General features: G+C 31.5%; 15 protein-coding genes. 11 read left to right on the top strand and 4 right to left on the bottom strand.

Annotation, left to right across the window (positions count from 1 at the left end; all coding sequences use genetic code 11):
* Positions 1-9: 9 nt before the first annotated feature.
* Positions 10-1584: a RagB/SusD family nutrient uptake outer membrane protein gene (locus tag KV700_RS04210; RefSeq protein ID WP_218599300.1), complete on the bottom strand. Its 1575-nt coding sequence runs from the start codon at positions 1582-1584 to the stop codon at positions 10-12.
* Positions 1585-1595: 11 nt separating this feature from the next.
* On the bottom strand, positions 1596-4508 hold the full coding sequence (locus KV700_RS04205) for a SusC/RagA family TonB-linked outer membrane protein (protein ID WP_218599299.1): 2913 nt from the start codon (positions 4506-4508) through the stop codon (positions 1596-1598).
* A gap of 200 nt (positions 4509-4708) precedes the next feature.
* Between KV700_RS04205 and KV700_RS04200 the strand changes: the two genes are divergently transcribed.
* From KV700_RS04200 to KV700_RS04160, 9 genes are all read left to right on the top strand, one after another.
* Positions 4709-5731: a LacI family DNA-binding transcriptional regulator gene (locus KV700_RS04200; RefSeq protein ID WP_166382230.1), complete on the top strand. Its 1023-nt coding sequence runs from the start codon at positions 4709-4711 to the stop codon at positions 5729-5731.
* 146 nt (positions 5732-5877) lie between these two features.
* Positions 5878-7248, top strand: a complete 1371-nt coding sequence (locus KV700_RS04195; protein WP_166382231.1) for an MFS transporter — start codon at positions 5878-5880, stop codon at positions 7246-7248.
* Positions 7249-7321: 73 nt separating this feature from the next.
* The gene (gene pgmB / locus KV700_RS04190; RefSeq protein ID WP_166382232.1) at positions 7322-7975 is read left to right on the top strand and encodes a beta-phosphoglucomutase; all 654 of its coding nucleotides are present in this window, start codon (positions 7322-7324) and stop codon (positions 7973-7975) included.
* 137 nt (positions 7976-8112) lie between these two features.
* Positions 8113-10407 carry a glycoside hydrolase family 65 protein gene (locus KV700_RS04185; protein ID WP_218599298.1) on the top strand — a complete coding sequence of 765 codons (2295 nt, stop codon included), beginning with the start codon at positions 8113-8115 and terminating at the stop codon, positions 10405-10407.
* 51 nt (positions 10408-10458) lie between these two features.
* Positions 10459-12411: a glycoside hydrolase family 13 protein gene (locus KV700_RS04180; RefSeq protein WP_218599297.1), complete on the top strand. Its 1953-nt coding sequence runs from the start codon at positions 10459-10461 to the stop codon at positions 12409-12411.
* 40 nt (positions 12412-12451) lie between these two features.
* On the top strand, positions 12452-14872 hold the full coding sequence (locus KV700_RS04175) for a TIM-barrel domain-containing protein (RefSeq protein ID WP_218599296.1): 2421 nt from the start codon (positions 12452-12454) through the stop codon (positions 14870-14872).
* A 10-nt stretch (positions 14873-14882) separates the two neighbouring features.
* Positions 14883-16760 (top strand): alpha-amylase family glycosyl hydrolase, encoded by a 1878-nt coding sequence (locus KV700_RS04170; protein WP_218599295.1) that lies wholly within the window; start codon positions 14883-14885, stop codon positions 16758-16760.
* Between the two features lie 77 nt (positions 16761-16837).
* Complete coding sequence (locus tag KV700_RS04165; protein WP_218599294.1) at positions 16838-18490, top strand: alpha-amylase family glycosyl hydrolase; 1653 nt, start codon at positions 16838-16840, stop codon at positions 18488-18490.
* A 616-nt stretch (positions 18491-19106) separates the two neighbouring features.
* Entirely contained in the window at positions 19107-19643 is a 537-nt protein-coding gene (locus tag KV700_RS04160) for a M48 family metallopeptidase (protein ID WP_166382238.1), read from the top strand.
* Between the two features lie 135 nt (positions 19644-19778).
* Here KV700_RS04160 and KV700_RS04155 read toward each other — a convergent pair whose 3' ends face one another.
* Both KV700_RS04155 and KV700_RS04150 read right to left on the bottom strand, forming a co-directional pair.
* Positions 19779-20429, bottom strand: a complete 651-nt coding sequence (locus KV700_RS04155; protein ID WP_218599293.1) for a peptidoglycan-binding protein — start codon at positions 20427-20429, stop codon at positions 19779-19781.
* A 52-nt stretch (positions 20430-20481) separates the two neighbouring features.
* Positions 20482-21510 carry a LacI family DNA-binding transcriptional regulator gene (locus KV700_RS04150; RefSeq protein WP_218599813.1) on the bottom strand — a complete coding sequence of 343 codons (1029 nt, stop codon included), beginning with the start codon at positions 21508-21510 and terminating at the stop codon, positions 20482-20484.
* 154 nt (positions 21511-21664) lie between these two features.
* Between KV700_RS04150 and KV700_RS04145 the strand changes: the two genes are divergently transcribed.
* Entirely contained in the window at positions 21665-22711 is a 1047-nt protein-coding gene (locus tag KV700_RS04145) for a sugar kinase (protein WP_166382240.1), read from the top strand.
* A 98-nt stretch (positions 22712-22809) separates the two neighbouring features.
* Positions 22810-24027 (top strand): 6-phosphofructokinase, encoded by a 1218-nt coding sequence (locus KV700_RS04140; RefSeq protein WP_218599292.1) that lies wholly within the window; start codon positions 22810-22812, stop codon positions 24025-24027.
* Positions 24028-24064: the final 37 nt, after the last annotated feature.

Below are 24064 nucleotides of genomic sequence, written 5' to 3'. Positions count from 1 at the left end.
CTTTAGTTATTAGTATCCTGGATTTTGAGTTAAATTAGGATTCGTTGTTATAATATTGTTAGGCAAAGGAAAAAGGTTTCTATAATCTTGAACTCCAGATCCGTTTTTAGAATTACCTTTAAAAGGCCATAAATACGTATCAGAAGTAAAGTAATTATATCTAATTAAATCTGTTCTTCTTTGTCCTTCCCAATACAACTCACGAGATCTTTCATCTAAAACAAATTCTAAAGTTAAGTCTGCTGTACTAATGTTTCCACTTGCATTTCCGAAAGCTCTTTCTCTTAATTCGTTAATTTTAGTTACAGCCAATCCTACATCTCCGCCGCCACCTCTAAGAGATGCTTCTGCGTAGTTTAAATAGATTTCTGCTAACCTTATTAACGGTAAATCTGTATCTACAAAATCTCCTGCAGCATCAGATCCTTGGTTTCCATTAGAGTCTATGTTTTTAAATTTAGTAACAGCATATCCATTTTCAAAAGTAGGAATTTCATCGATTTCTAAAGTTTGACCATCTGAATGGAACATCCCTCTTTTATCGTTTGCATCAAATTTATTAACCAAGTTTTTGGTAGTTCTTAGGCCTCCCCAACCACCATTTACACCAAACTCTGTAGCATTCATGTTTCCTCCAATGGCAGCATGTACTAAAAATGTAGTACCTCCATAAGTTTGAGATCTAAGACCATCAAAATTTAAGGCGAAAATAAATTCATTTTGTGCTCCGTTTGTGTTGTTGTCTGCTAAGAAAAGTTCGTCATAAGCACTTCCGTTTCCATTAGCATCTGTAGTGTTTATAGAGTAACTAGAAGTCATTACTTTGTTAGAATAAGTTACTGCTTCTGCATATTTTGCTGTACCTGTAAAAACTTCAGCATTTAAATATAATTTAGACAATAATGCCCAAGCAGCAGCTTGATCTACTCTACCATACTCGCTAGATCCACTTACTTTTAATTCATCTTGAATTTCTAATAATTCAGCTTCAATAAAATTGAATATTTCTGTTCTTGATGCTTGCATTGGCAACTCAGTAGAAACTGAAGTTACTAAAGGTACGTTACCGTATATATCCATTAAGTTATAGTAAGCAAATGCTCTTAAAAAACGAGCTTCTGAAATATAACTAGCAACTTCCGTATCTGTTAAAACAGCTGCATTGTTTATAAATGAGTTACAAAAAGATACTTCTTGTGCTAACCTATAGTACAATGCTTCAGAAAAATCGTTACTACCAGACCAATACATACCATGTAAATCTGGTAAACCTGCATCTCCCCAACCAACAACTGCGTGGTCTGTTGTTAATTCATTTAAGTTGAACAACATTCTAGAATATTGAGAAAAACCTTCATCAATATCTTGTATGTCTGCCTCACCTGAAGGTCCTTTTTGCCCTGTTAAAGCTAAACTAGCATATAATTTAGCAAGTGCTCCTTGTGCTTCTGTTGCATTAGAAAACACATCTTGTTCTGTAAAACTATCTGGATCAATAGGTAATTGATTCAAATCTTCGTGACATGATATAACTCCTAAAGAGAATAACATGATTACAATTAAATATTTTAATTTTTGTTTCATTTTTCTTTTTATTAAAAGTTAACGTTTACGCCTAATACAAAAGATCTAGGTCTTGGGTAAAAATCATTATCGATTCCTAAGTTAATTTCTGGATCTAAACCATCATAATCGGTTATTGTTAAAACATTTTGTAATGATCCATAAAAACGAAACGTTGTGTTTTCTATCTTATCTAAAGTATAACCAAGTGAAATGTTATCAATTTTAAAGAAAGAAGCGTCTTGTACAAAATGATCACTTAAAGCCGTTCTATCATTAATAACTGTAAAACCACTATTGTAGTAATCTGCATGTAAGTTAGATAGTATACTGTTGTTTGTAGCGTTTTTTTCTACACCTTTATTCGCAGCAACATCATTATACATATAGTTACCAAAACTAGCTCTAGTTTGTATAGATACATCCCAGTTTTTATAACTAGCACCTGTGTTAAAGCCCATTAAAACATCTCCAAAAGGATCTTCATTAATGTATTTATCATCATCATTAATCATATTGTCGTTATTTCTATCAACAAAAACCCCTTCTAAAGGTTTTCCGGAAGTATCATACACTTGTTGAAAAACCAAGAAACTATTTGCTGTTTCTCCTTCTCTATGTACCTGCACATTATTACCAACACCTGTAGAGATTCCTCCTTGTGGTTGGTCTGCAGATAATTTGGTAATTTTATTATCATTTAATGAAATGTTGTAATCTACAGTCCATTCAAAATTATCTGTTCTAATAGGGGTTGTGTTTAAGTTAAACTCTAAACCTCTATTTTCCATATTACCAATGTTGGCGTTAATTCTGTTTCCAAAATTTGTAAAAGGATCTACAATAGAACTCGCAATAAGGTCGTTGGTTTCTTTAACGTAAGCATTTACAGAACCTGTAACTCTTCTATCAAGAAAAGCAAAATCTACACCAAGATTTAAAGTTCTTCCAACTTCCCAACGTAAATCTGTATTAATTGGTTCTGGTCTAAATGTTTGGTAAAAAGAGTTTCCGAATTGATAGTTAGCAGTATCTGTACTACCTTGATACCTAGTTAAAAACTGATAATCACCTAAACCATTAATATTACCTATTTCACCGTAACCAACTCTTAATTTTAATTCATTAAAGAAAGAATCTTCCATAAAATCTTCTTTATGAATACTCCAAGCTGCTGCAAATGATGGGAAGAATCCCCAACGATCATCTGGGTTTAATTTAGACGAAGCATCTGCTCTTACCGTTGCTGTTAAATAGTATTTCCCTTCATAATCGTAATTAGCACGACTGAAATATGATAATAACACATTTTTAGATTTATCTATAAATTCATAGGTATTACCATCTTCTTCTTTTTCACTATCATAACTATAGTTATCATATTCAAAAGATTGATATGCATAACCAGCAACTGCTGTGAAGTTATGCTTTTCATTAAAAGTTTTAGAGTACGTTAAGTAAGCGTCTAAAACTTTGTTGTCTGAATTTTGAGTATATCTAGTTAAAGAACCATTAAAAGTTGCATCTGAAGTTGGAATAAATTCTGAAGTAACTTTTCTACCATGACTGTTAGAAGTATCATATCCTAAGTTAACTGTTGCAGTAATATCCTCTAAACCGTGTATTTTATAATCAAACTTTACATTACCCACAAAACGTCTAATTTCTGCGGTATTATCTATTAAATCTAATAATGCTAAAGGGTTTGTTGGTGCTAAGTTGTTTTGGTTTCCGGTACCAGCGTCTAACCAAGCAAAGTAACCACCGTATTGAGAATTTGAATCAAATACAGATTGTGTAGGGTCAAAAGACACTGCACCACCAATTGCACCCCTATCTGCAAATTCATTTTCTGTGTACATTCCTTTTACATTAAAATCTATCTTTAAGTGTTTATCAAATAAAGTAGGTGATAGGTTAACAGAAGCTGTTGTACGTTGTAAGTTGTCTCCTTTTAAGATACCTTCATGTTCAGAATATCCTAAAGAAGCTCTCATTGGTATTCCGTAAAGTTTACCCAAAGCACTAAAGTTATGATCTTGCCCAATAGCAGTTGTATAGATTTCTTCTTGCCAATCTGTATCTGCAGCACCTAATAAAGCAACTTGTGCAGGAGTACCAATATCATTTATTAAGCTTCTAAATTTATTTGCAGATAAAACATCTACTTTATCTCTTAAAGTATAAACAGTTGTTTGAGAGCTTGCATTAAACTTAAACTCACTGTCTTTCCCTTTTTTAGTAGTAATTAAAATTACCCCGTTTGCAGCTCTAGATCCATAGATAGCAGTAGAAGATGCATCTTTTAAAACTACAAATGTTTCTATGTCATTAGGGTTTATAAAGTTTAATGGATTTCTAGATCCTCCAACCCCACCATTGTCTAATGGGATACCATCTATAACATATAATGGTTGGCTATTTAAAGATAAAGAGCCAGTACCACGAATGTTAATGGTTTGTCCGTCTCCAGGAGCACCAGAACCAGCAATTACATTTACACCTGCAACTTTACCACTAATAAGTGATTGTGCAGATACAATAGGTCCTTTGTTAAAATCTTTACTTGTTAGTAAATCTGTTGTACCTGTTAAGTCTTCTTTTCTTACTGAACCATAACCAACTACAACTATTTCATCTAGAGATTCTAAAGATTCTTCTAGTACTACAGAAAGGTTAAAATCTGTACCAATGGTAACTTCTTTGTCAGCAAAACCTAAATATCTAAAGACAAGTACGTTTCCTGTTTGTACCTTATCTAGAGTAAAGATTCCGTCAAAATCGGTTTGCATACCTCTAATAGTTCCTTTAATAACTACACTAACACCAGGCAAAGGATTGCCGGATGTTTTATCTTTTACAACACCTTTAACAGTTTGTTGCGCAAACATGCTAAATGATGATGTTAAAAGAATTCCAATTAACAATAATTTAAATTTTTCCATGTATAATTTGTTAAATAATAACTTTAAATTTGACTTTTTTGATTACAATAAACTTACATTCCACATTGTAAATATATAGATTAGTAGCATGTTTACAATATGATAAAAATCACGAAAACGTTTTCGTGTTAACAACTTTTTATGAATTATTGTTGCTAGATTAACAGAATTTAACTCTAATATTTTATTTTTGATAAATAATGAAGCAAAAAATTACCATAAAAACAATTGCTAAGGAATTAGGAGTCTCTACGTCTACCGTTTCAAAAGCTTTAAAGGACAGTCACGAAATAAGTAAAGAGACTAAAGAAAGAATACAAGCCTATGCAGATTATTATAATTACAAACCTAATAGTTTAGCACTGCAACTTCGCAATCAAAAAACAAAAGTAATTGGGGTTATTTTACCTAAAATAGTACATCATTTTTTCTCTACAGTAATTATGGGGATAGAAGAAGGTGCTATTGAAAAAGGGTATCATATTATGGTTTGCTTCTCTAATGAATCTTATAAAAAAGAGGTAGAAACTTTAAAAGTGTTATCAAACGGAAGCGTAGATGGCTTAATTGTTTCGATAGCAAATGAAACCCTCGAAAATAAAGATTTTAGGCATTTTATAGATTTGGTATCAGAAGAAATTCCGTTAGTACTAATAGATAGAGTGGTCGATGAAATTTTGTGCGATAAAGTAGTGGTAGATGATGTTGGTGCAGGTTACAAAGCGACGAAGCATTTATTAGAAAATGGTAGAAAAAAAATTGCCCTATTAACAACACCAAAACATGTAAATGTAGGTTCTTTAAGAAGGCAAGGTTATGAAAAAGCGTTGATAGAGGCCTATATTAAAACAGATTCTAATTTAATTGTGGAAATTGATGAAGAAGGAGATATCTGTGCACAGATAGAAAAAGTATTTGAACAAGACATTGACGCTGTATTTGCTGTAAATGAAATTTATGCAGCTAAGGCTATGAGAATAGCAAAACAAAAAGGATATAAAATACCAGAAGATTTTTCTATAATAGGTTTTACAGATGGTTTAATCTCTAGATATTCGTCACCTTCTATAACAACAATTGCACAACATGGTTTTGTAATGGGTAAACAAGCAGTAGAACTTTTAATAGAACGAATAGAAAAAGAATCTGAAGTATTTAAACCTAAAAAAATCGTGATTTCTAGCGATTTAAAACTACGAGAATCTACGAAACCGTCGTCGTAGATTTTTACTTTCCTTTTCTTCACATATATAAAAAACACATATCTTTGTTAGATATTTACGATTTATCAATAAATTACATTCCACAAAATTTATAAATTGATAAGTCTAAACGCTTATCGTAATATTAACTTAATAGCATACGATAAATGGAAAAGCGTAAATTAAGTTTTTGGCAAATCTGGAACATGAGTTTTGGATTTCTAGGAATACAATTTGGATTTGCCTTACAAGGTGGATTTATGTCGAGAATTTTTCAAACACTAGGGGCAGGAAAAGAAGATATTCCTTTGCTTTGGATAGCAGCACCTTTAACAGGTTTACTTGTGCAACCAATTATTGGTTATATGAGTGATAGAACTTGGAGTGTAAAATGGGGGAGAAGAAAGCCTTACTTTTTGGTAGGTGCAATTTTAAGCTCATTAGCACTATTTTTTGTTCCCCAATCTCCTACATTATGGGTCGCAGCTGGTTTTTTATGGATTTTAGATGCTTCCATAAATATTTCTATGGAACCTTTTAGAGCATTGGTAGCAGATAAATTACCACAATCTCAAAGATCTTATGGTTTTGTTGTACAAACTTTAATTATTGGAATAGGAACTTGGGTAGCAAGTAACTTACCATGGATGGTTTCTCAATTTGGTGTTAGTAATGAAGCAGCATCTGGAGTTGTACCAATGTCTGTAAAAGTTGCTTTTGCAATAGGTGCAGTTGTTTTTATGGCAAGTATTCTTTTTACCGTTTTTACAACGGATGAATATCCGCCAGAAGACATGGAAGAGTTTGAAAAAGAAAAAGCAAAAAAGAATAATTTTATTCCTGATATATTAGAGAATATTGGTAGCATGCCAACTACAATGAAAAAGTTGGGAGTGATTCAGTTTTTCTCATGGTTTGCATTTTTTACCATGTGGTCTATGGCAAACCCTGCATTAACGGAACATGTATTTCATACACCCGCTCCAATAGAGGCTGCTTTTAATATGGCAGACACTGTGCAAGCAGAAGCATTTAGAATCGCCAATACAAAATTTCAAGAATCTTCTAATTCAGTAGGTTCTGCAATGGGTATTTACGGGTTGTCTTCTATGGCATTTGCCTTGCTACTAACCTTATATACATCTAAAAGAAACATCAACAGAAAATATGTACACCTTTTTTCTTTGATTATTGGTGGTATTGGTTTTTTAACAATGAGTTATGCATCACCAGAAAATTTAAAATATTGTTTTGTATTAATTGGTTTTGCTTGGGGTAGTATTTTATCTATGCCGTATGCCATGTTATCTAGTTCTGTAGATCCAAAGAAAATGGGCGTTATTATGGGAATATTTAATATGTTTATAGTAATTCCGCAAATTATTGCCGCATTAGGAGGGATTAATTATGTTTCTAATTTATTAGGAGAAGATGCTATTAATGCTATGACAGTGGCAGGAATTAGTTTAATAATTGCAGGTTTATGTAATTTATTAATTACCAATAAAAACGCAATTAGTTATCAAGAAGAGATTTAAAAAAAATAAAGACTTTAGATAAAATTAATACATGCTAAAATTAATTTTATTTAAAAATAAAGAAGAAAAGTAGATGAAAAAAGGATTTATATTCGATTTAGACGGAGTTATTGTAGACACAGCGAAATATCATTATTTAGCGTGGAAAAAATTAGCAAACCACTTAGGTTTCGAATTTACCAAAGAGCAAAACGAATTATTTAAAGGCGTAAGTAGAAAACGTTGTTTAGAAATTTTGTTACAAATTGGTAACAGAACAGCAACACAAGAAGAATTTGACACTTGGATGATCGAAAAAAATGTAGATTATTTAAAGTATATAGAAAATATGGATGCTTCAGAAATTTTACCTGATGTACCTAAAGTTTTAGCTTTTTTAAAAAAACAAAATATTCCGATTGCCTTAGGTTCTGCGAGTAAAAATGCGCAACCTATTTTAGAAAAAGTTGGACTGTTACACTATTTTGATACTATTGTAGACGGTAATAATGTTACCAAAGCAAAACCAGATCCAGAAGTTTTTCTTTTGGCAGCAAAACAATTAGGTGTAAATGCAGCGGATTGTGTGGTTTTTGAAGATGCAGTTGCAGGTGTAGAAGCAGCAAATGCAGCAAAAATGATTAGTATTGGTATTGGTGATAAAAGCATACTTTCTGAAGCACAATTTAATTACAATGATTTTACAGAAATTAGTGTTGAATTTATACAAGAATTGATTAATAAATAAATTCACTAAATCCTGTAAGGTTTTTAGAACCTTGTAGGTATAGATTATAAACAAATTAAAGTTTTAGTTGTTTTATTAAAATTTAAGATAATATACCTACAAGGTCTCAAAGACCTTGCAGGAAAAAAGAAAACAAAATGAATCAAGATTACATCATACCAAACGAATGGTCTATTATAGAAGAAGGCTTTAATTCAGAAAAAGTAAAATCATCAGAAAGTTTGTTCAGTATTGGTAATGGCGCCATGGGACAAAGAGCTAATTTTGAAGAAAATTATTCAGGAGAAACTTTTCAAGGAAGTTATATTGGTGGTGTTTATTACCCAGATAAAACACGTGTTGGATGGTGGAAAAATGGGTATCCAGAATATTTTGCAAAAGTATTAAATGCACCAAATTGGATTGGTATAAACGTATTAATCAATGAAGAGAAATTAGATTTAAACACTTGTAAAGAGGTTTCTAAATTTAAGAGAGAACTAAACATGCAAGAAGGTTGGTTGTCTAGAGATTTTGAAGCTGTTTTACAAAACGGAATCAAAATTAAAGTAGCAGCAAAGCGTTTTTTAAGTTTAGAGTTAGATGAAATTGGTGCGATTAGTTTTACAATAACTCCGTTAAATTCAGATGCTAAAATTACGTATATTCCTTATATAGATGCAGGCATTACCAATGAAGATACCAACTGGGACGATCAATTTTGGGATGTTTTAAAAGTTTCTCAAAATAACCAACAATCTTATATTGAGGCAAGAACCATGAAAACACATTTTTACACGTGTACTTTTATGGAATCTCGTTTGTTTGTAGACAATAAAGAAGTTGAGGTACCTTGTAAAAGCGAGCAAACTTCAAATTTAATTTCTTGCACGTATCAACAAGAAATTAAAGAAAATGAAGCATTTACCATCCATAAATTTGGTGGTTATGTGGTGGATAGAGATTATGATAAAGACGCATTAGTTGCTGCAGCAAAAGTTGCTTTAGATAAAGCCGTTAGTTTTGGTTTTGATGTTTTATTAGAGAAACAAAAGGAATCTTGGGCACAAATATGGAGCATGAGCGACATTACCATAGAAGGAGATGTAAAAGCGCAACAAGGAATTCGTTTTAATATTTTTCAATTAAACCAAACGTATTTAGGTACAGATGCTAGTTTAAATATTGGTCCGAAAGGGTTTACAGGAGAAAAATATGGAGGAAGTACCTATTGGGATACCGAAGCATATTGTATTCCTTTTTATATGGCAACCAAAGACCATTCTGTTGCAAGAACATTGTTAGAATACAGATACAATCATTTAGATAAAGCGATTGAAAATGCAGGGAAGTTAGGTTTTACAAACGGAGCTGCGTTGTACCCAATGGTTACCATGAATGGTGAAGAATGCCATAACGAATGGGAAATTACTTTTGAAGAAATTCATAGAAATGGTGCCATCGCTTTTGCAATTTATAACTATCACCGTTTTACAGACGATTATTCTTACATTCCAGAAAAAGGATTGGAAGTTTTAATTGCCATTGCACGTTTTTGGCAACAAAGAGCCACTTTTTCTTCGGATAAAAACAAATTCATGATTTTGGGTGTTACAGGTCCGAATGAATATGAGAATAACATCAACAATAATTTTTATACCAATTATATTGCTAAATGGTGTATTAATTATGCGTTAGAAAATATCGAAATTGTAAAAACAGATCATATTTCAGATTACATCAGAATTAAAGAAAAAGTAAATTTCTCTGATGAAGAATTGGCAAAATGGAAAAGTGTTGCAGACGGAATGTATTTTCCATATTCAGAAAAACATAAGGTGTATTTGCAACAAGATGGTTTCTTAGATAAAGAATTAATTACGGTTGCCAATTTAGACAAAAGCCAAAGACCAATCAATCAAAAATGGAGTTGGGACAGAATTTTACGTTCTCCGTACATAAAACAAGCAGATACTTTACAAGGTTTTTATATGTTCGAAGATGATTTTTCTACGGAAGAATTAGAGCGTCATTTCGATTTTTACGAACCATTTACAGTGCATGAAAGTTCTCTTTCTCCTTGTGTGCACAGTATTCAGGCTGCAAAGTTAGACAGAATGGACCAGGCGTATACGTTCTATTTACGTACTTCTCGTTTAGATCTAGACGATTATAATCACGAAGTAGAAGAAGGATTACATATTACTTCTATGGCAGGAACTTGGATGAGTATTGTAGAAGGTTTTGGAGGAATGAGAGTACAAAATAACACCCTTTCTTTTTCGCCAAAAATACCTAAAGGATGGAAAGCCTATTCATTTAAAGTGAATTTTAGACATCAAGTAATTACAGTAAATGTTTCTCAAGCAGGAACAGAATTTACACTAGAAGGAAAAGAAGCTATTGATATTTTGGTTGATGGAGAGAAAGTAACCGTTACTCCAAATAAATAAAAATACCAACCTCAAAGGTTTTAAAAACCTTTGAGGTTTAAATTAGGGAAAATGAAACTATTAAAATACAGCCATTTAAATGTTCTTCTAATTTCGGTTATTGTATTTTTGTTTTCATGCCAAAAACGAGAACAAAATAAAATGGAGGTTACTAACGAAATTACAGCAGTAATAAACAAAATTGAAAGAGTAGAGCCACCAAATTGGTTTGTAGGTTTTAAGGATACTTCGTTGCAATTATTAGTAAAAGAAAATAATATTGGTGATGCAATACCTTCTATTTCTTATGAAGGAGTTACTATCGAAAAAGTACACAAAGCTAGAAGTAATAATTATTTATTTATCGATTTAAAAATTGCTTCTTCTACAGAAGCAGGTAAATTTAACATCGATTTTACTTTTGCAGATGGTACAAAAAAAACACATACATACGAGTTAAAATCAAGAGATAAAAAGTCGGATGATTTTATTGGTTTTAACAGTTCTGATGCTATTTATTTAATTACTCCAGATCGTTTTGCAAACGGAGATGATTCTAATAATATCAATACAGCATTAAAAGAAACAGATATAGACCGTTCTGACAATTACAAGCGTCATGGTGGCGACATACAAGGAATTATAAATCACATAGATTATATTTCAGACCTTGGTTTTACAACTGTTTGGCCAACGCCAGTTCTTTTAAATGATATGGCAGAAAGTTCGTATCATGGCTATGCAATTACAGATTATTATAAAGTAGATTCTCGTTTCGGAAATTTATCAGAATATAAAGAGTTAGCTGATAAATTAAGAGAAAAAGACATGAAATTAATCATGGACCAAGTTGCAAATCATTGTGGAATTGGGCATTGGTGGATGGAAGATTTACCTTTTGGTGATTGGTTAAACAATCAAAAAAATTATGAGGATAATATAGATAATTGGAACAATGAAACCAATATTGGGTCTAACCATCGAAGAACTACAAATCAAGATATATACGTATCAAAAGCAGATTTAAAAGGAAATAATGAAGGATGGTTTACACCTGCAATGCCAGATTTAAATCAGCGAAATCCGTTTTTAGCAAAATACATTATTCAAAATAGTATCTGGTGGATAGAAACCTTGGGCTTAGGAGGTATTAGACAAGACACATACCCATATCCAGACAAAAACTTTATGAGTGATTGGGCAGGAGCTATTATGTCTGAATATCCTAATTTTTCTATTGTTGGAGAAGAGTGGAGTTACAATCCGTTAATTGTTGGTTATTGGCAAAGAGGCGCAAATAACAGAGACGGTTATGAATCTAACTTAAAATCTCCTATGGATTTTCCAATGCAAAAAGCCATTGTAGAAGGCATCAATGAAGATGAGTCTTGGGACAAAGGTTTGATAAAACTATATGAAGGTTTAGCCAATGATTTTCATTATGCATCGCCAAAAGATGTGTTTATATTTTTAGACAATCATGATAAAACAAGAGTTTTTACAGAGCTTTGGGAAGATATCTCAAAAGTAAAAATGGGGTTGAGCTATATGTTAACTTTACCTAGAATTCCTCAAATTTATTACGGAACAGAAATTTTAATGAATGATTCTGCAAACCCCGGAGATCATGGTTTAATACGAAGTGATTTTCCAGGAGGTTTTAAAGATGATGCTGTAAATTCTTTTACTGGTGAAGGATTAAATGAATACCAAAAAGACATGCAATCTTTTATTACAAAGGTCTTGAATTATAGAAAAGATAGTAAAGCTATTCATGATGGTAAAACCATTCATTTTGCTCCTTTTATGGGGACTTATTTCTTGTTTAGAACAAAGGGTGATGAAACGGTTGTAAATATTATCAATAAAAATGTCGAACCGATTACAATAGATTTAAAACGATTTATAGAGGTTGGGTTAGATGGCAGAACCCTAAAAAACATTATTACGGGCGATACTTTTATTTGGGGAAATGAAATTCATTTAACTGAAAAAGGGAGTGTTCTTTTAACAACAAAAATATAAATAGTACGGTCAAAATCTTTAAGGTTTATAAACATAAAATATGAAGAATTATAAAATATTTTTTTTATTACTTTTTATAACAACTTTTTCGTTTTCACAGAATACAGATAGAGTTTTTAAAAGCATAAAACAAACAGCTAATGGTTTTAATATTAATGTAAATGATGGTTTGTACATTGTTAGATTTCTAAATACAAAAATTGTAGAAACTAGCTTTATTCCTGCTGGTGAGCAGCAAGTTAAAGAATCTCATGCGGTAGTTTTAAAACCAATAGAAGTAGATATTACTCCTGTAATTAGTGCAAACGAAAGTAATTTCTTTTCAGAAGGAATTTCGGTACTTGTAAAGCACAAACCTTTTCAAATTATTTATACCTATAATGATGAGGTTGTTACGTCAGAAAAAGCGGGTTATTTCAAATCAGAACATCAACCAATGGATTTGGTTAAAGGCAATATTGTTGCCGATAAAACAGAAAAAATTGAATTCAATTTAACTTCAGATGAGGTTTTATTTGGTGCTGGATCAAGAGCATTGGGCATGAATAGAAGAGGCAACAGATTGCCACTTTATAACAGAGCACAGTATGGTTATGAAACGCATGCCGAGTTAATGAACTTTACGATTCCTTTAGTCATTTCTTCAAAAAAATACATGCTTCATTTTGATAATGCACCTATTGGTTATTTAGATTTAGACAGTAAAAAAGATAATTCTTTAACGTATGAAACCATTTCTGGTAGAAAAACGTATCAAGTTATTGTTGGTGATTCTTGGATAGATTTGGTAAACAATTACACCAAATTAACAGGGAAACAACCATTACCAGCTCGTTGGACTTTAGGGAATTTTTCGAGTAGATTTGGTTATCATTCACAAAAAGAAACAGAAGCGACTATTGCTAAATTTAAAGAAGAAAAAATACCTGTAGATGCTGTAATTTTAGACTTGTATTGGTTTGGAAAAGAGTTACAAGGCACCATGGGGAATTTGGAGGTTTACAAAGATTCTTTTCCTGATATGAAAGGAATGATTTCTGGACTTAAAGACAAAGGTGTAAAAACAGTTTTAATTACAGAACCCTTTATTTTATCCACTTCTAAAAAGTGGGATGAAGCTGCAGCAAAAAAAGTTTTAGCAACAGATTCCATCGGAAATCCTGCAAAATATGATTTCTATTTTGGAAATACAGGTATTGTAGATATTTACAAAAAGGAAGGGAAAGAATGGTTTTGGAACATTTATAAAGAACTAATAGAATTAGGAGCAAAAGGACTTTGGGGAGATTTAGGAGAGCCAGAAGTTTTGCCTTCTTGGGTGAATTTTCAGAACAAAACAGCAGATGAAATTCATAATATTTACGGGCATGATTGGGCTCGTTTAATTTTTGAAGGATATCAAAAAGAATTTTCAAATGAAAGACCTTTTATTTTAATGCGTGCAGGCTATTCTGGTTCGCAACGTTTCGGGATGATTCCTTGGTCTGGCGATGTAAACAGAACTTGGGGAGGATTGCAATCTCAACCAGAAATTGCCTTACAAATGGGAATGCAAGGTTTGGGATACATGCATTCTGATTTAGGCGGATTTGCAGGCGCCAATTTAGATGATAATTTATATATCCGTTGGTTGCAATATGGTGTTTTTCAACCTATATTTAGACCTCATGCTCAAGAAGATGTTGCTAGTGAACCTGTTTTTAGAAGTGATAGAGCGAAGAGATTGACCAAAAAAGCCATTGAATTACGTTATAAGTTATTGCCATATAATTACAATGTAGCGTTTGAGAACAATCAAAAAGGAACGCCATTAATGCGACCTATTTTCTTTGAAGAAGATGATGAAAAATTGATGACTAATTCATCGACCTATTTATGGGGAAATGATTTTTTAATCACACCGATTTTAAAAGATTCGGTAGCAACCAAAGAAGTTTATTTTCCAAATACTGCCAATTGGTTTAATTTTTATACAGATGAAAAAGTTGAGGGGGGACAAACAAAAATTGTTCAGTTAAATGAAGCAACAATTCCTACGTATGTAAGAGGAGGTGCTTTTATACCAATGGCAAAATTAGTACAAACTACAGATGCTTATAAAGGAGATGTTTTAGAAGTTCATTATTATTTTGATGCTTCGGTTAAAGAAAGTAAAAGAACGTTTTATAATGACAACGGTTTGCTTTCTAATGCTTTTGAAAAAGGAGCTTTTGAAATTCTAGAATTTGAATCTGAATTAACCAAACGTTGCTTAGAGTTTGAATTGAAAGCAGCATTTGGTGAAAATTGGAATCCAGCGCAAAAAGAAATTACGTTGGTATTACATAATATCAATTGGAATCCTAAAAAGATAAAAGTTGATGGAAAAAGAAAACGAATTTCATCAGAAAAAAATATGCTTACAATTCCATTAAAATGGAATCCGAATAAAGAATTAAAAGTAAAAATATCATTAAAATAAGAAATCAATTATGAAAAAAATATACAGCGTTATATCCGTTTCTGTTTTAGCAATAATAATTGGTTGTTCAACAGAAAAAACACCAAAAATTAAAAAGATGAATACAAATCAAGAGAAAAAAACAGTGGTTTATCAGGTATTTACACGTTTATTCGGTAATACAAATACCACTAATAAACCTTGGGGAACTATCGAAGAAAATGGTGTTGGTAAATTCAATGATTTTACAGATAAAGCCTTGTCTGAAATTAAAGAATTAGGAGTTACACATATTTGGTATACTGGTGTTCCGCATCATGATGTAATTAGAGATTATACCGAGTTTGGTATTTCAAATGACGATCCAGATATTGTAAAAGGTAGAGCAGGATCTCCGTATGCAGTTAAGGATTATTACAATGTAAATCCAGATTTAGCAGTAAATGTAGAAAACAGATTAGAAGAATTTGAGGCTTTAATAGCACGTTCTCATAAAAACGGATTAAAGGTAATTATAGATATTGTTCCAAATCACGTTGCTAGAAATTACCAAAGTTTATCCAATCCGGCAGGCACAAAAGATTTTGGTGCAGATGATGATAAAACAGTGGAGTATGATGTAGATAATAATTTTTATTATGTGCCTAATGAAGCTTTTCAAGTGCCAGACTTTTTAAATGGATATGCCCCTTTAGGTGGAGAAAAAAATCCGTTATCAGATAATAAATTTGTGGAAAACCCTGCAAAATGGACAGGTAATGGTTCACGAGCAGCAAAACCTCATTTTAACGATTGGTATGAAACGGTAAAAGTAAATTATGGTGTTTCTCCAGACGGAAGAAAAGATTTTGACGAATTTCCAGAAGGTTTTGATAATGAAGATTACAAAAAACACTTTGAGTTTTGGCAAGATAAAAAAGTACCTAGTTCTTGGATTAAATTTAGGGATATTGCATTGTATTGGACTGCAAAAGGAGTAGACGGATTTAGATATGACATGGCAGAAATGGTGCCTGTTGAATTCTGGAGTTTTATGAATTCTGCTATTAAAATGAAAAATGAAGATGCTTTTCTATTGGCAGAAGTGTACAACCCAAATGAGTATAGAAATTACATCCGAAAAGGTAAAATGGATTATTTGTATGACAAAGTGCAGTTGTATGATACCTTAAAAAATATTATGCAAGGTCATGGAATTACAGATCATATTGCGCCAATACAAGAAGATTTAAGAGATATAGAGCACAATATGTTGCACTTTTTAGAAAACCATGATGAGCAAAGAATTGCAAGTCCGGAGTTTGCGGGAGATGCTTTAAAAGGAAAACCAGCAATGGTGGTTTCTACAACAATTTCTACGGCACCAACAATGGTGTATTTCGGACAAGAATTTGGAGAATCAGGAGCAGAAAATGCAGGTTTTGGAACAGAGTCTAGAACTTCAATTTTCGATTATATTGGTGTGCCAACTTTACAACGTTGGGTAAACGATAAAGAGTATGATGGCGGCCAATCTACGGATAAAGAAAAAGCATTAAGAGATTTTTACAAACGTTTATTAAACTTTACTATTAAAAGTGATGCCTTAATGGGGGAGTACCAAGATATTCATCATTTTAACCGTCAGCATACAGAATGGTATAATGAAAGAGTTTTGTCTTTTGTACGTTGGAGCGATCATGAAAAATTAATTGTTGTTTCTAACTTTAATGCAAATGACACCTATGGATTTGAGTTAGGTTTACCTCAAGATATTATTGAAAAATGGAACTTAAAAGACGGCGAATATCAAGTAGAAGATCAATTGTATAAAGAATATTCATCGATTTTAAAAGTAGAAAATGGTGAAGCTAGGGTTAGAATAGATCTAAAACCATTAGAATCATTTATCTTAAATGTGAAAGAATAATTATAAAAGATTACCATACCTATCTAATTTCCTACAAGGTTTTAAAAACCTTGTAGGTCTAAATACATAAAATACTCATGAAAAAAATACTCTTCCTTTTCATATTAGCAACTATTTTTAGTTGTAAAGAAAACTCATCAACACAGAAAGTAACAGCACAAACTAAACAAAAGGAGTTTGTTTGGGAAGGCGCCAATATTTATTTTTTATTGACAGACCGTTTCAATAACGGAGATACCACCAATGATATCAATTTTGAAAGAACTAAAGAAACAGGAAAGTTACGTGGTTTTAAAGGTGGAGATATCAAAGGAATCACTCAAAAAATAAAAGAAGGATATTTTACTAAATTAGGAATCAATGCCATTTGGATGACGCCAATTGTAGAACAAATTCATGGTGGTACCGATGAAGGAACTGGTTTGTCTTATGGTTTTCATGGCTATTGGACAAAAGATTGGACTAAGATTGACCCGAATTTTGGAACCAAAGAAGATTTAAAAGAATTGGTGGCTATTGCTCATAAAAACGGAATTCGTATTTTATTAGATGCCGTTATTAATCACACAGGGCCTGTTACAGATAAAGATCCTGTATGGCCATCAGATTGGGTAAGAACGGGGCCTGCATGTACGTATGATTCTTATGAACATACGGTTTCTTGTACCTTGGTAGAAAATTTACCAGACATTAAAACAGAAAGTAATGAGGCCGTAGAATTGCCAATTCAGTTGATAGAAAAATGGAAAGCAGAAGGACGTTATGAGCAAGAAGTAAAAGAATTAGATGCTTTTTTTGCAAGAACAGGTCACCCAAGAGCACCACGTTTTTACATTATGAAATGGCTAACAGATTATATTACAGAATTCGGAATTGATGGCTACAGAGTAGACACCGTAAAACATACAGAAGAATTTGTATGGCAAGAATTTAAGCAGGAATGTGATGCCGCTTTTGCTATTTATAAAAAAAATAATCCTGAGAAAGTTTTAGATGAAAACAATTTTTATTTAGTAGGCGAGGTGTATAATTACACTATTTCAGATGGAAAAGCATTTGATTTAGGTGGAGAAAAAATTAATTATTATGACAATGCTTTTAATAGTTTAATCAATTTTGAGTTAAAATGGAATGTAAAACAAATGGCAGAAACAGCTGTTTTTCAAAAATACGATTCACTTTTACATACAGATCTTAAAGGATACGGAATTTTAAACTATTTAACGTCGCATGATGATGGTCAGCCTTTTGATAAAGAAAGAGAGCAGCCATATAAAACGGCCACCATGTTACTATTAACACCCGGAACAGCACAAGTATATTATGGAGATGAATCTGCAAGAGATTTAACCATAGAAGGCACTGTGGGCGATGCTACTTTGCGTTCTTTTATGAATTGGGAAGACATTCAATCTAAAGAAGAAACTCAGAGAGTTTTAAAACATTGGCAAAAATTAGGTCAGTTTAGAGCCAATCATCCTGCGGTAGGAGCAGGGAAACATACTCTTATTTCTGCCGAAAATGGAATTGTTTTTTCTAGAGTTAGAAAAGAGGATAAAATTATTGCAGGTATCAATTTACAGAAAGGAAATAAAGAAATACATGTTTCATCAATATTTAAAGACGGAGACAAATTGAATGATTTTTACTCTAATCAGCTGGTAGAAGTTAAAGAAGGAAAAGTTGTTGTAAATTCAGAATTTGATATTGTTTTGTTAGAAAAGAAATAACTTTTAATTATAAAACTATTAATACAAGCGTTCAGAATTAATTTTTGGGCGTTTTTTTATGTACATTAATTTATTCTAGGGGCGTTACCTAAAGGTCGGGCTTTACACTATATCTTTTTGAGAAAAACAAAAAGGATGCCGTTTCAATCCCTAACGCAAGCTAGTTTGCTAACAAAAGAGCCAAATAAAATAATGAATAGTATTTTAATAAACATAGAAAGAAGTACGTTTTTAGTCTGTATGCAATCTCTTTTTTTCTATTTATTAAAAAAAAGAAAAGGCAATTAAAAAAAGAATACAAATATCCGCAAGAATAGCACAAACAGAACGTACTTTTGTACTTGCTAAAAAACAGCATATTTAAAAGGAAATTAACGAGCAATTATTCATAAAAAAAAAAGCTAATTAGAAAATGGCATAATTGATGAATAGATAAATAAAGTAAGTGTTGTTGTTAAGATATTACAAAAAAAAGTTGTAAATTATAATATCGAACATACAGAATGATACACCAAAATAAAAATCGTTTACGTTGATTATTATCAACTTAAAACAATTTTAGTAAAAAAATAGAATAAAAGAGTCATTTTTTTAGAATGACAAATAAAGAAATAAAATGGGAACATTGGTAAATAATTATATTTTTAAAGCATTAGAAAGTTACCCTTTCGATTTAGAAGAGGTAATGGAAGCTTTAAATTTTGCGTTGTCTTATGATGATAAAAATACAATGGCATTAACTTTAATGGGGAGAGTTTATGCAGAAAAGTTGTATAAATATGAAGAAGCAATTGTGTATTTTAAACAAGCTTTAGCAGAAAATATTCATGCTTTTGAGGTATACACACCTTATATAAATACACTTCTATGGAATGAAGATTATAAAGAGGTAGAAGATTTTATAGATTTTGCCTTAACAGTTAAAGGTTCTGATAAAGCACTTTTATACCTTAAGAAAGCTATTTTACATGAGCAATTAAAAGAATATAAAACAGCTATTACTTTTATTAAGCTAGCTAAAGAGCATACTTTTAATTCAGAATTTATGGCAGATATTGTTATCGAAAAAGAGAGAATAAAAGGGAAAATGCCTAAGAAAAAGAAAGCAAAAGCAGTAAAGAAACCCGGTAAGACTCCTAAAAACAAGAAATAAGTTTAAAGACTGTCTAAAAAAAGATGAAATCTTGATATACTGAACTTGTTTCTGTAGATCAACTTACTGAAGTTTAATCTTCTTAAGAATCTGAAATAAATTTGGATTGACAATAAACTTTTTTAGACAGTTTTTTTATTCAAATAAAGCATCTAGAGTTAAAACATCTAAAACACCATCTACAAAAAGGTTGTTTTTTTCTTCAAAACCTTTAATAGCATTTAAAGTTTCAAGCTTATAAACCCCATCTAATTTTATCTCGAAACCCTTTAGATTTAATTGTTTCTGAATTTCAAATATTAAAGCACTTTTATTCCCATAATCCAATTTTTTATCAGCATTAAACATGCTTTTTATTTTGTTGACTGCAATTAATTTTTGGTGAGATTTTAAGTCAATTCCTGAATTTTCTAAAAATAGAATTTCTTCATTAGACAAACCTTTCTTTTTTAATACAGCAGATTTTTCTAATTTGCTTTCATAGTATTTAATGATTGCAACTTTATCTGCATATGTATAAACAGCTAATTTAGTTTCTTCCGTACCCTCTTCTGGAGATCTAACATCAATATTATTAGCTGTCCATTGCATTTTCACAAAACTATTTAAATCTTCAATAGCTTTATAATAATTAATTACAGCTTCTTGGTTATAATATGCAACATCTATTTCTTTTGCTGTTTTATAATCAACATCTGGAGAATTAAATCTTTGATATTGAGAATACTGTCCGTAACCAATAAAAAAGGCAATAATCAATAAAAGTAAAATAATTAGTTGTTTCATAAAGTGTTCTTATTGTCTATTAAGTACTAACAAAAATAAGCAAAAGAAAAGGTTAGATGCCTTTTCTATTTGATGAATCTCTAATAAGTAATTCTACGTCTAAAATCTTTTTGGTGAGTGTTTGTTTTACAACGTCATTTTTAACATGTTTTAAAAAAGAAAGCGCAGCTTGTTTGCCAATTTCGTCACTATGTTGCTCTATACTTGTAATAGAAGGTGTAACCATAGAACTAAAAGGTTCATTACCAAAACCAACCAAGGCTATTTCATTAGGAATACTAATTTTTTCTTCATTTAGCACTTGTAAAGCACCAAGAGCAGCATAATCTCCAGCTACATAAACAGCATCTGGTCTGTGTTTTAAAGCTAGTAATTGATGCATTTTTTCTCTACCATCTTCAATTGTTAAATCGCTTTCTAATAATAGCTCATCTATGAGAGGTAAGTTGTGTTTCTTTAACGCATCTATATAACCTTTAATTCTGTTGTTAAAAATTCTAGTACGTTTAAAACCACCAATATGTGCAATTCTTTTACAACCTTGGGCCGCAAGATGAGCTACTATTAAATGGCTGCTATTAAAATCATCAATACCAATATAATCTACATTTAAATCATTTTCTCCACGATCAAATGTTATCAAAGGAATGCCTGCTTTTTTTACTTTTTCAAAATAACTTAAATCTACAGTTTCATTGGCCATAGAAGCAATAATACCATCTACTTGCGTAAATAATAAGGTATCAATACTAGCACATTCTTTTTTAAATGACTCGTTAGATTGGGTAATAATAATATTGTAGCCTTCCTTATTTAGTACTTCTTCTATATTCTGTATTACAGATGAAAAAAAGTTACTATTTGTTCTAGGCACTATTACGCCAACTAGTTTACTTTTTCCACTTCTAAGAGCACTTGCTAAGTGATTGGGTTGATAATTTAAATTTTCAGCAACCTGTCTAACGGCTTTTTTAGTTTTTTCGCTTATTCTAGAATCGTTGTGTAATGCTTTAGAAACAGCAGCTGCAGAGATGTTTAAAACACTTGCAATATCTTTTATGGTAGTTTTCTTTTTGATAATACTTTTTTTTATATATTTGCTTAATCGATTAAGCAAATATAATTCGATATTTAATATAATCAAAATGATAGTTCAATTCTTTCATTTTGATTTTATTTTGAAAAATTGCTTAAACGTTTAACTAATTAACTATAATTTTTAAAAAATAATTAAAATGGCAAAAGTAGTAACATTTGGAGAGATCATGTTAAGATTAGCTCCTCAAGGATTTTTAAGATTTTCACAAGCAAATAATTTTGATGTTGTTTATGGTGGTGGAGAATCTAATGTAGCAGTATCATTAGCAAACTACGGAATTGATGTAGATTTTGTAACCCGTTTACCAAAAAATGATATTGGTGAGTGTGCAATGATGGAGATGCGTAAAAGAGGTGTTGGTGTAGATAAGATTGTTTATGGTGGAGACCGTTTAGGAATTTATTTCTTAGAAACTGGTGCTGTATCTAGAGGTTCTAAAGTGGTTTATGATAGAGCGCATTCTGCTATTGCAGAAGTAGAATCTGGAATGATCGATTGGGATGCCGTTTTTGAAGGATGTGAATGGTTTCATTGGACAGGTATTATCCCAGCAATTTCTCAAGGTGCTGCAGATGTAACTTTAGAAGCTTTAAAAGTAGCTAGTGCAAAAGGAATTACTATTTCTACAGATTTAAACTACCGTGCAAAATTATGGAATTTTTGTGATGATGCTCATAGAGAGTCTATAATGACAGAATTAACTTCTTACTGTGATGTAGTTTTAGGAAATGAAGAAGATGCAGAAATGCATTTCGGAATTAAGCCTGATGGAGCTGCAGTTCAAACAGCAGGACATGACGTAAAAGCAGAAGCTTTCTTATCTGTTTGTAAGCAAATGATGGAGAAATTTCCAAGAGCTAAAAAGGTAATTACTACTTTAAGAGGTTCTATTTCTGCGTCTCACAATACATGGGCTGGAGTTTTATATGATGGAAATGAAATGTTACAAACACGTCAATACCAAATTACAGATATTGTAGATAGAGTAGGTGGTGGAGATTCTTTTATGGGAGGTTTAATCTACGGATTATTAACATACCCAGATAACGATCAAAATGCATTAGACTTTGCAGTTGCTGCGTCTTGTTTAAAGCACACTATTAAAGGTGATGCAAACTTAGTTACAGTTGCAGAAGTAAATAAATTGATGGGTGGTGATGCATCTGGAAGAGTAGCTAGATAAATCTAGATTTTTGTTTAACTGTTAAGTAGTTTAGGCTATTTAACAGTTAAATAAATTTATAACTGTACACATACTAATTTTAAAATCAACAATAAAATATGAAGAAATCTGTAGCTATAATGTGTGGAGGCGGTCCTGCACCAGGAATTAATACAGTAATTAGTACTGTTGCTAAAACCTTTATGAAAGATGGTTATGAGGTAATTGGTGTCCATCATGGATATCAAGGATTGCTTTCAGAAAATCCTGAATTGGAGATTTTTGATTTTCATCGTGCAGATCGTATTTTTAGTAGAGGTGGTTCTAGTCTTATAATGAGTAGATTTAAACCTAAAGACAGTGATTTTAAAGTAGATTTTTTTAAGAAAAATAATGTAAAATTATTGGTTACTATTGGTGGAGATGACACAGCTTCTACAGCAAATAGATTAACTAAATATTTAAAGGAGCAAGAATTAGATGTTAGACATATTCATGTTCCAAAAACAATAGATAACGATTTACCTTTGCCAGATAGAAACCCAACATTTGGTTTTCATACCGCAAAAGATGAAGGTGTACGCATTGGAAATACCGTTTATGAAGATGCAAGAACTAGTGAAAATTGGTTTGTAATGTCTGCAATGGGACGTTCTGCGGGGCATTTGGCCTTCGGAATTGCATCTGCATGTCATTTTCAGATGGTAATTATTCCAGAAATGTTTAATAAAACTACTATTACATTTAAGAAGTTAATCAATATGATTATTTCTTCTATTGTAAAATGTAAAATTATGGGTGTAGAATACGGTGTCGCTTTAATAAGCGAAGGTGTTTTTCACTTTATGGAAAAAGAAGAAATCATTAATTCAGGTATTAACTTCACCTATGATGAGCACGGACACCCAGAATTAGGAAACGTAAGTAAATCTCATATATTTAATTACTTACTGCAAGTTAAATTAAAAGAAATAGGATTAGAAATAAAGTCTAGACCAGTAGAATTAGGGTATGAATTAAGATGTTGTAATCCTATAGCATTCGATTTAACCTTATGTACATTATTGGGTATTGGAGTTAAAAAACTATTTGATCAAGGTGCTACAGGTTGTATTGTAAGTGCTAATTCTAATGGAGATATTTCACCTTTATATCTAAAAGATTTTGAAGATGAAAATGGTAAAATTCCACCAAGGTTAGTAGATATCAATTCTGATATGGCACAATTATTCATAGAAAACTTATTCTTCTTAAAAGAAAAGGACTATGAAAATGCAAAAAAGTATGTTACCAATCCAGAAGCATACGATTTTAAAAAAATATTAAACTGGAATTAATAAGTAGCAGTTTCCAGTTGCAGTATCCAGTAAAAAA

It is taken from the genome of Polaribacter sp. NJDZ03, assembly GCF_019263805.1.
Classification (GTDB): Bacteria; Bacteroidota; Bacteroidia; order Flavobacteriales; family Flavobacteriaceae; genus Polaribacter.
Note: the sequence above shows the minus strand (reverse complement) of the source record. Positions and strands in the feature narration are given on the sequence as shown.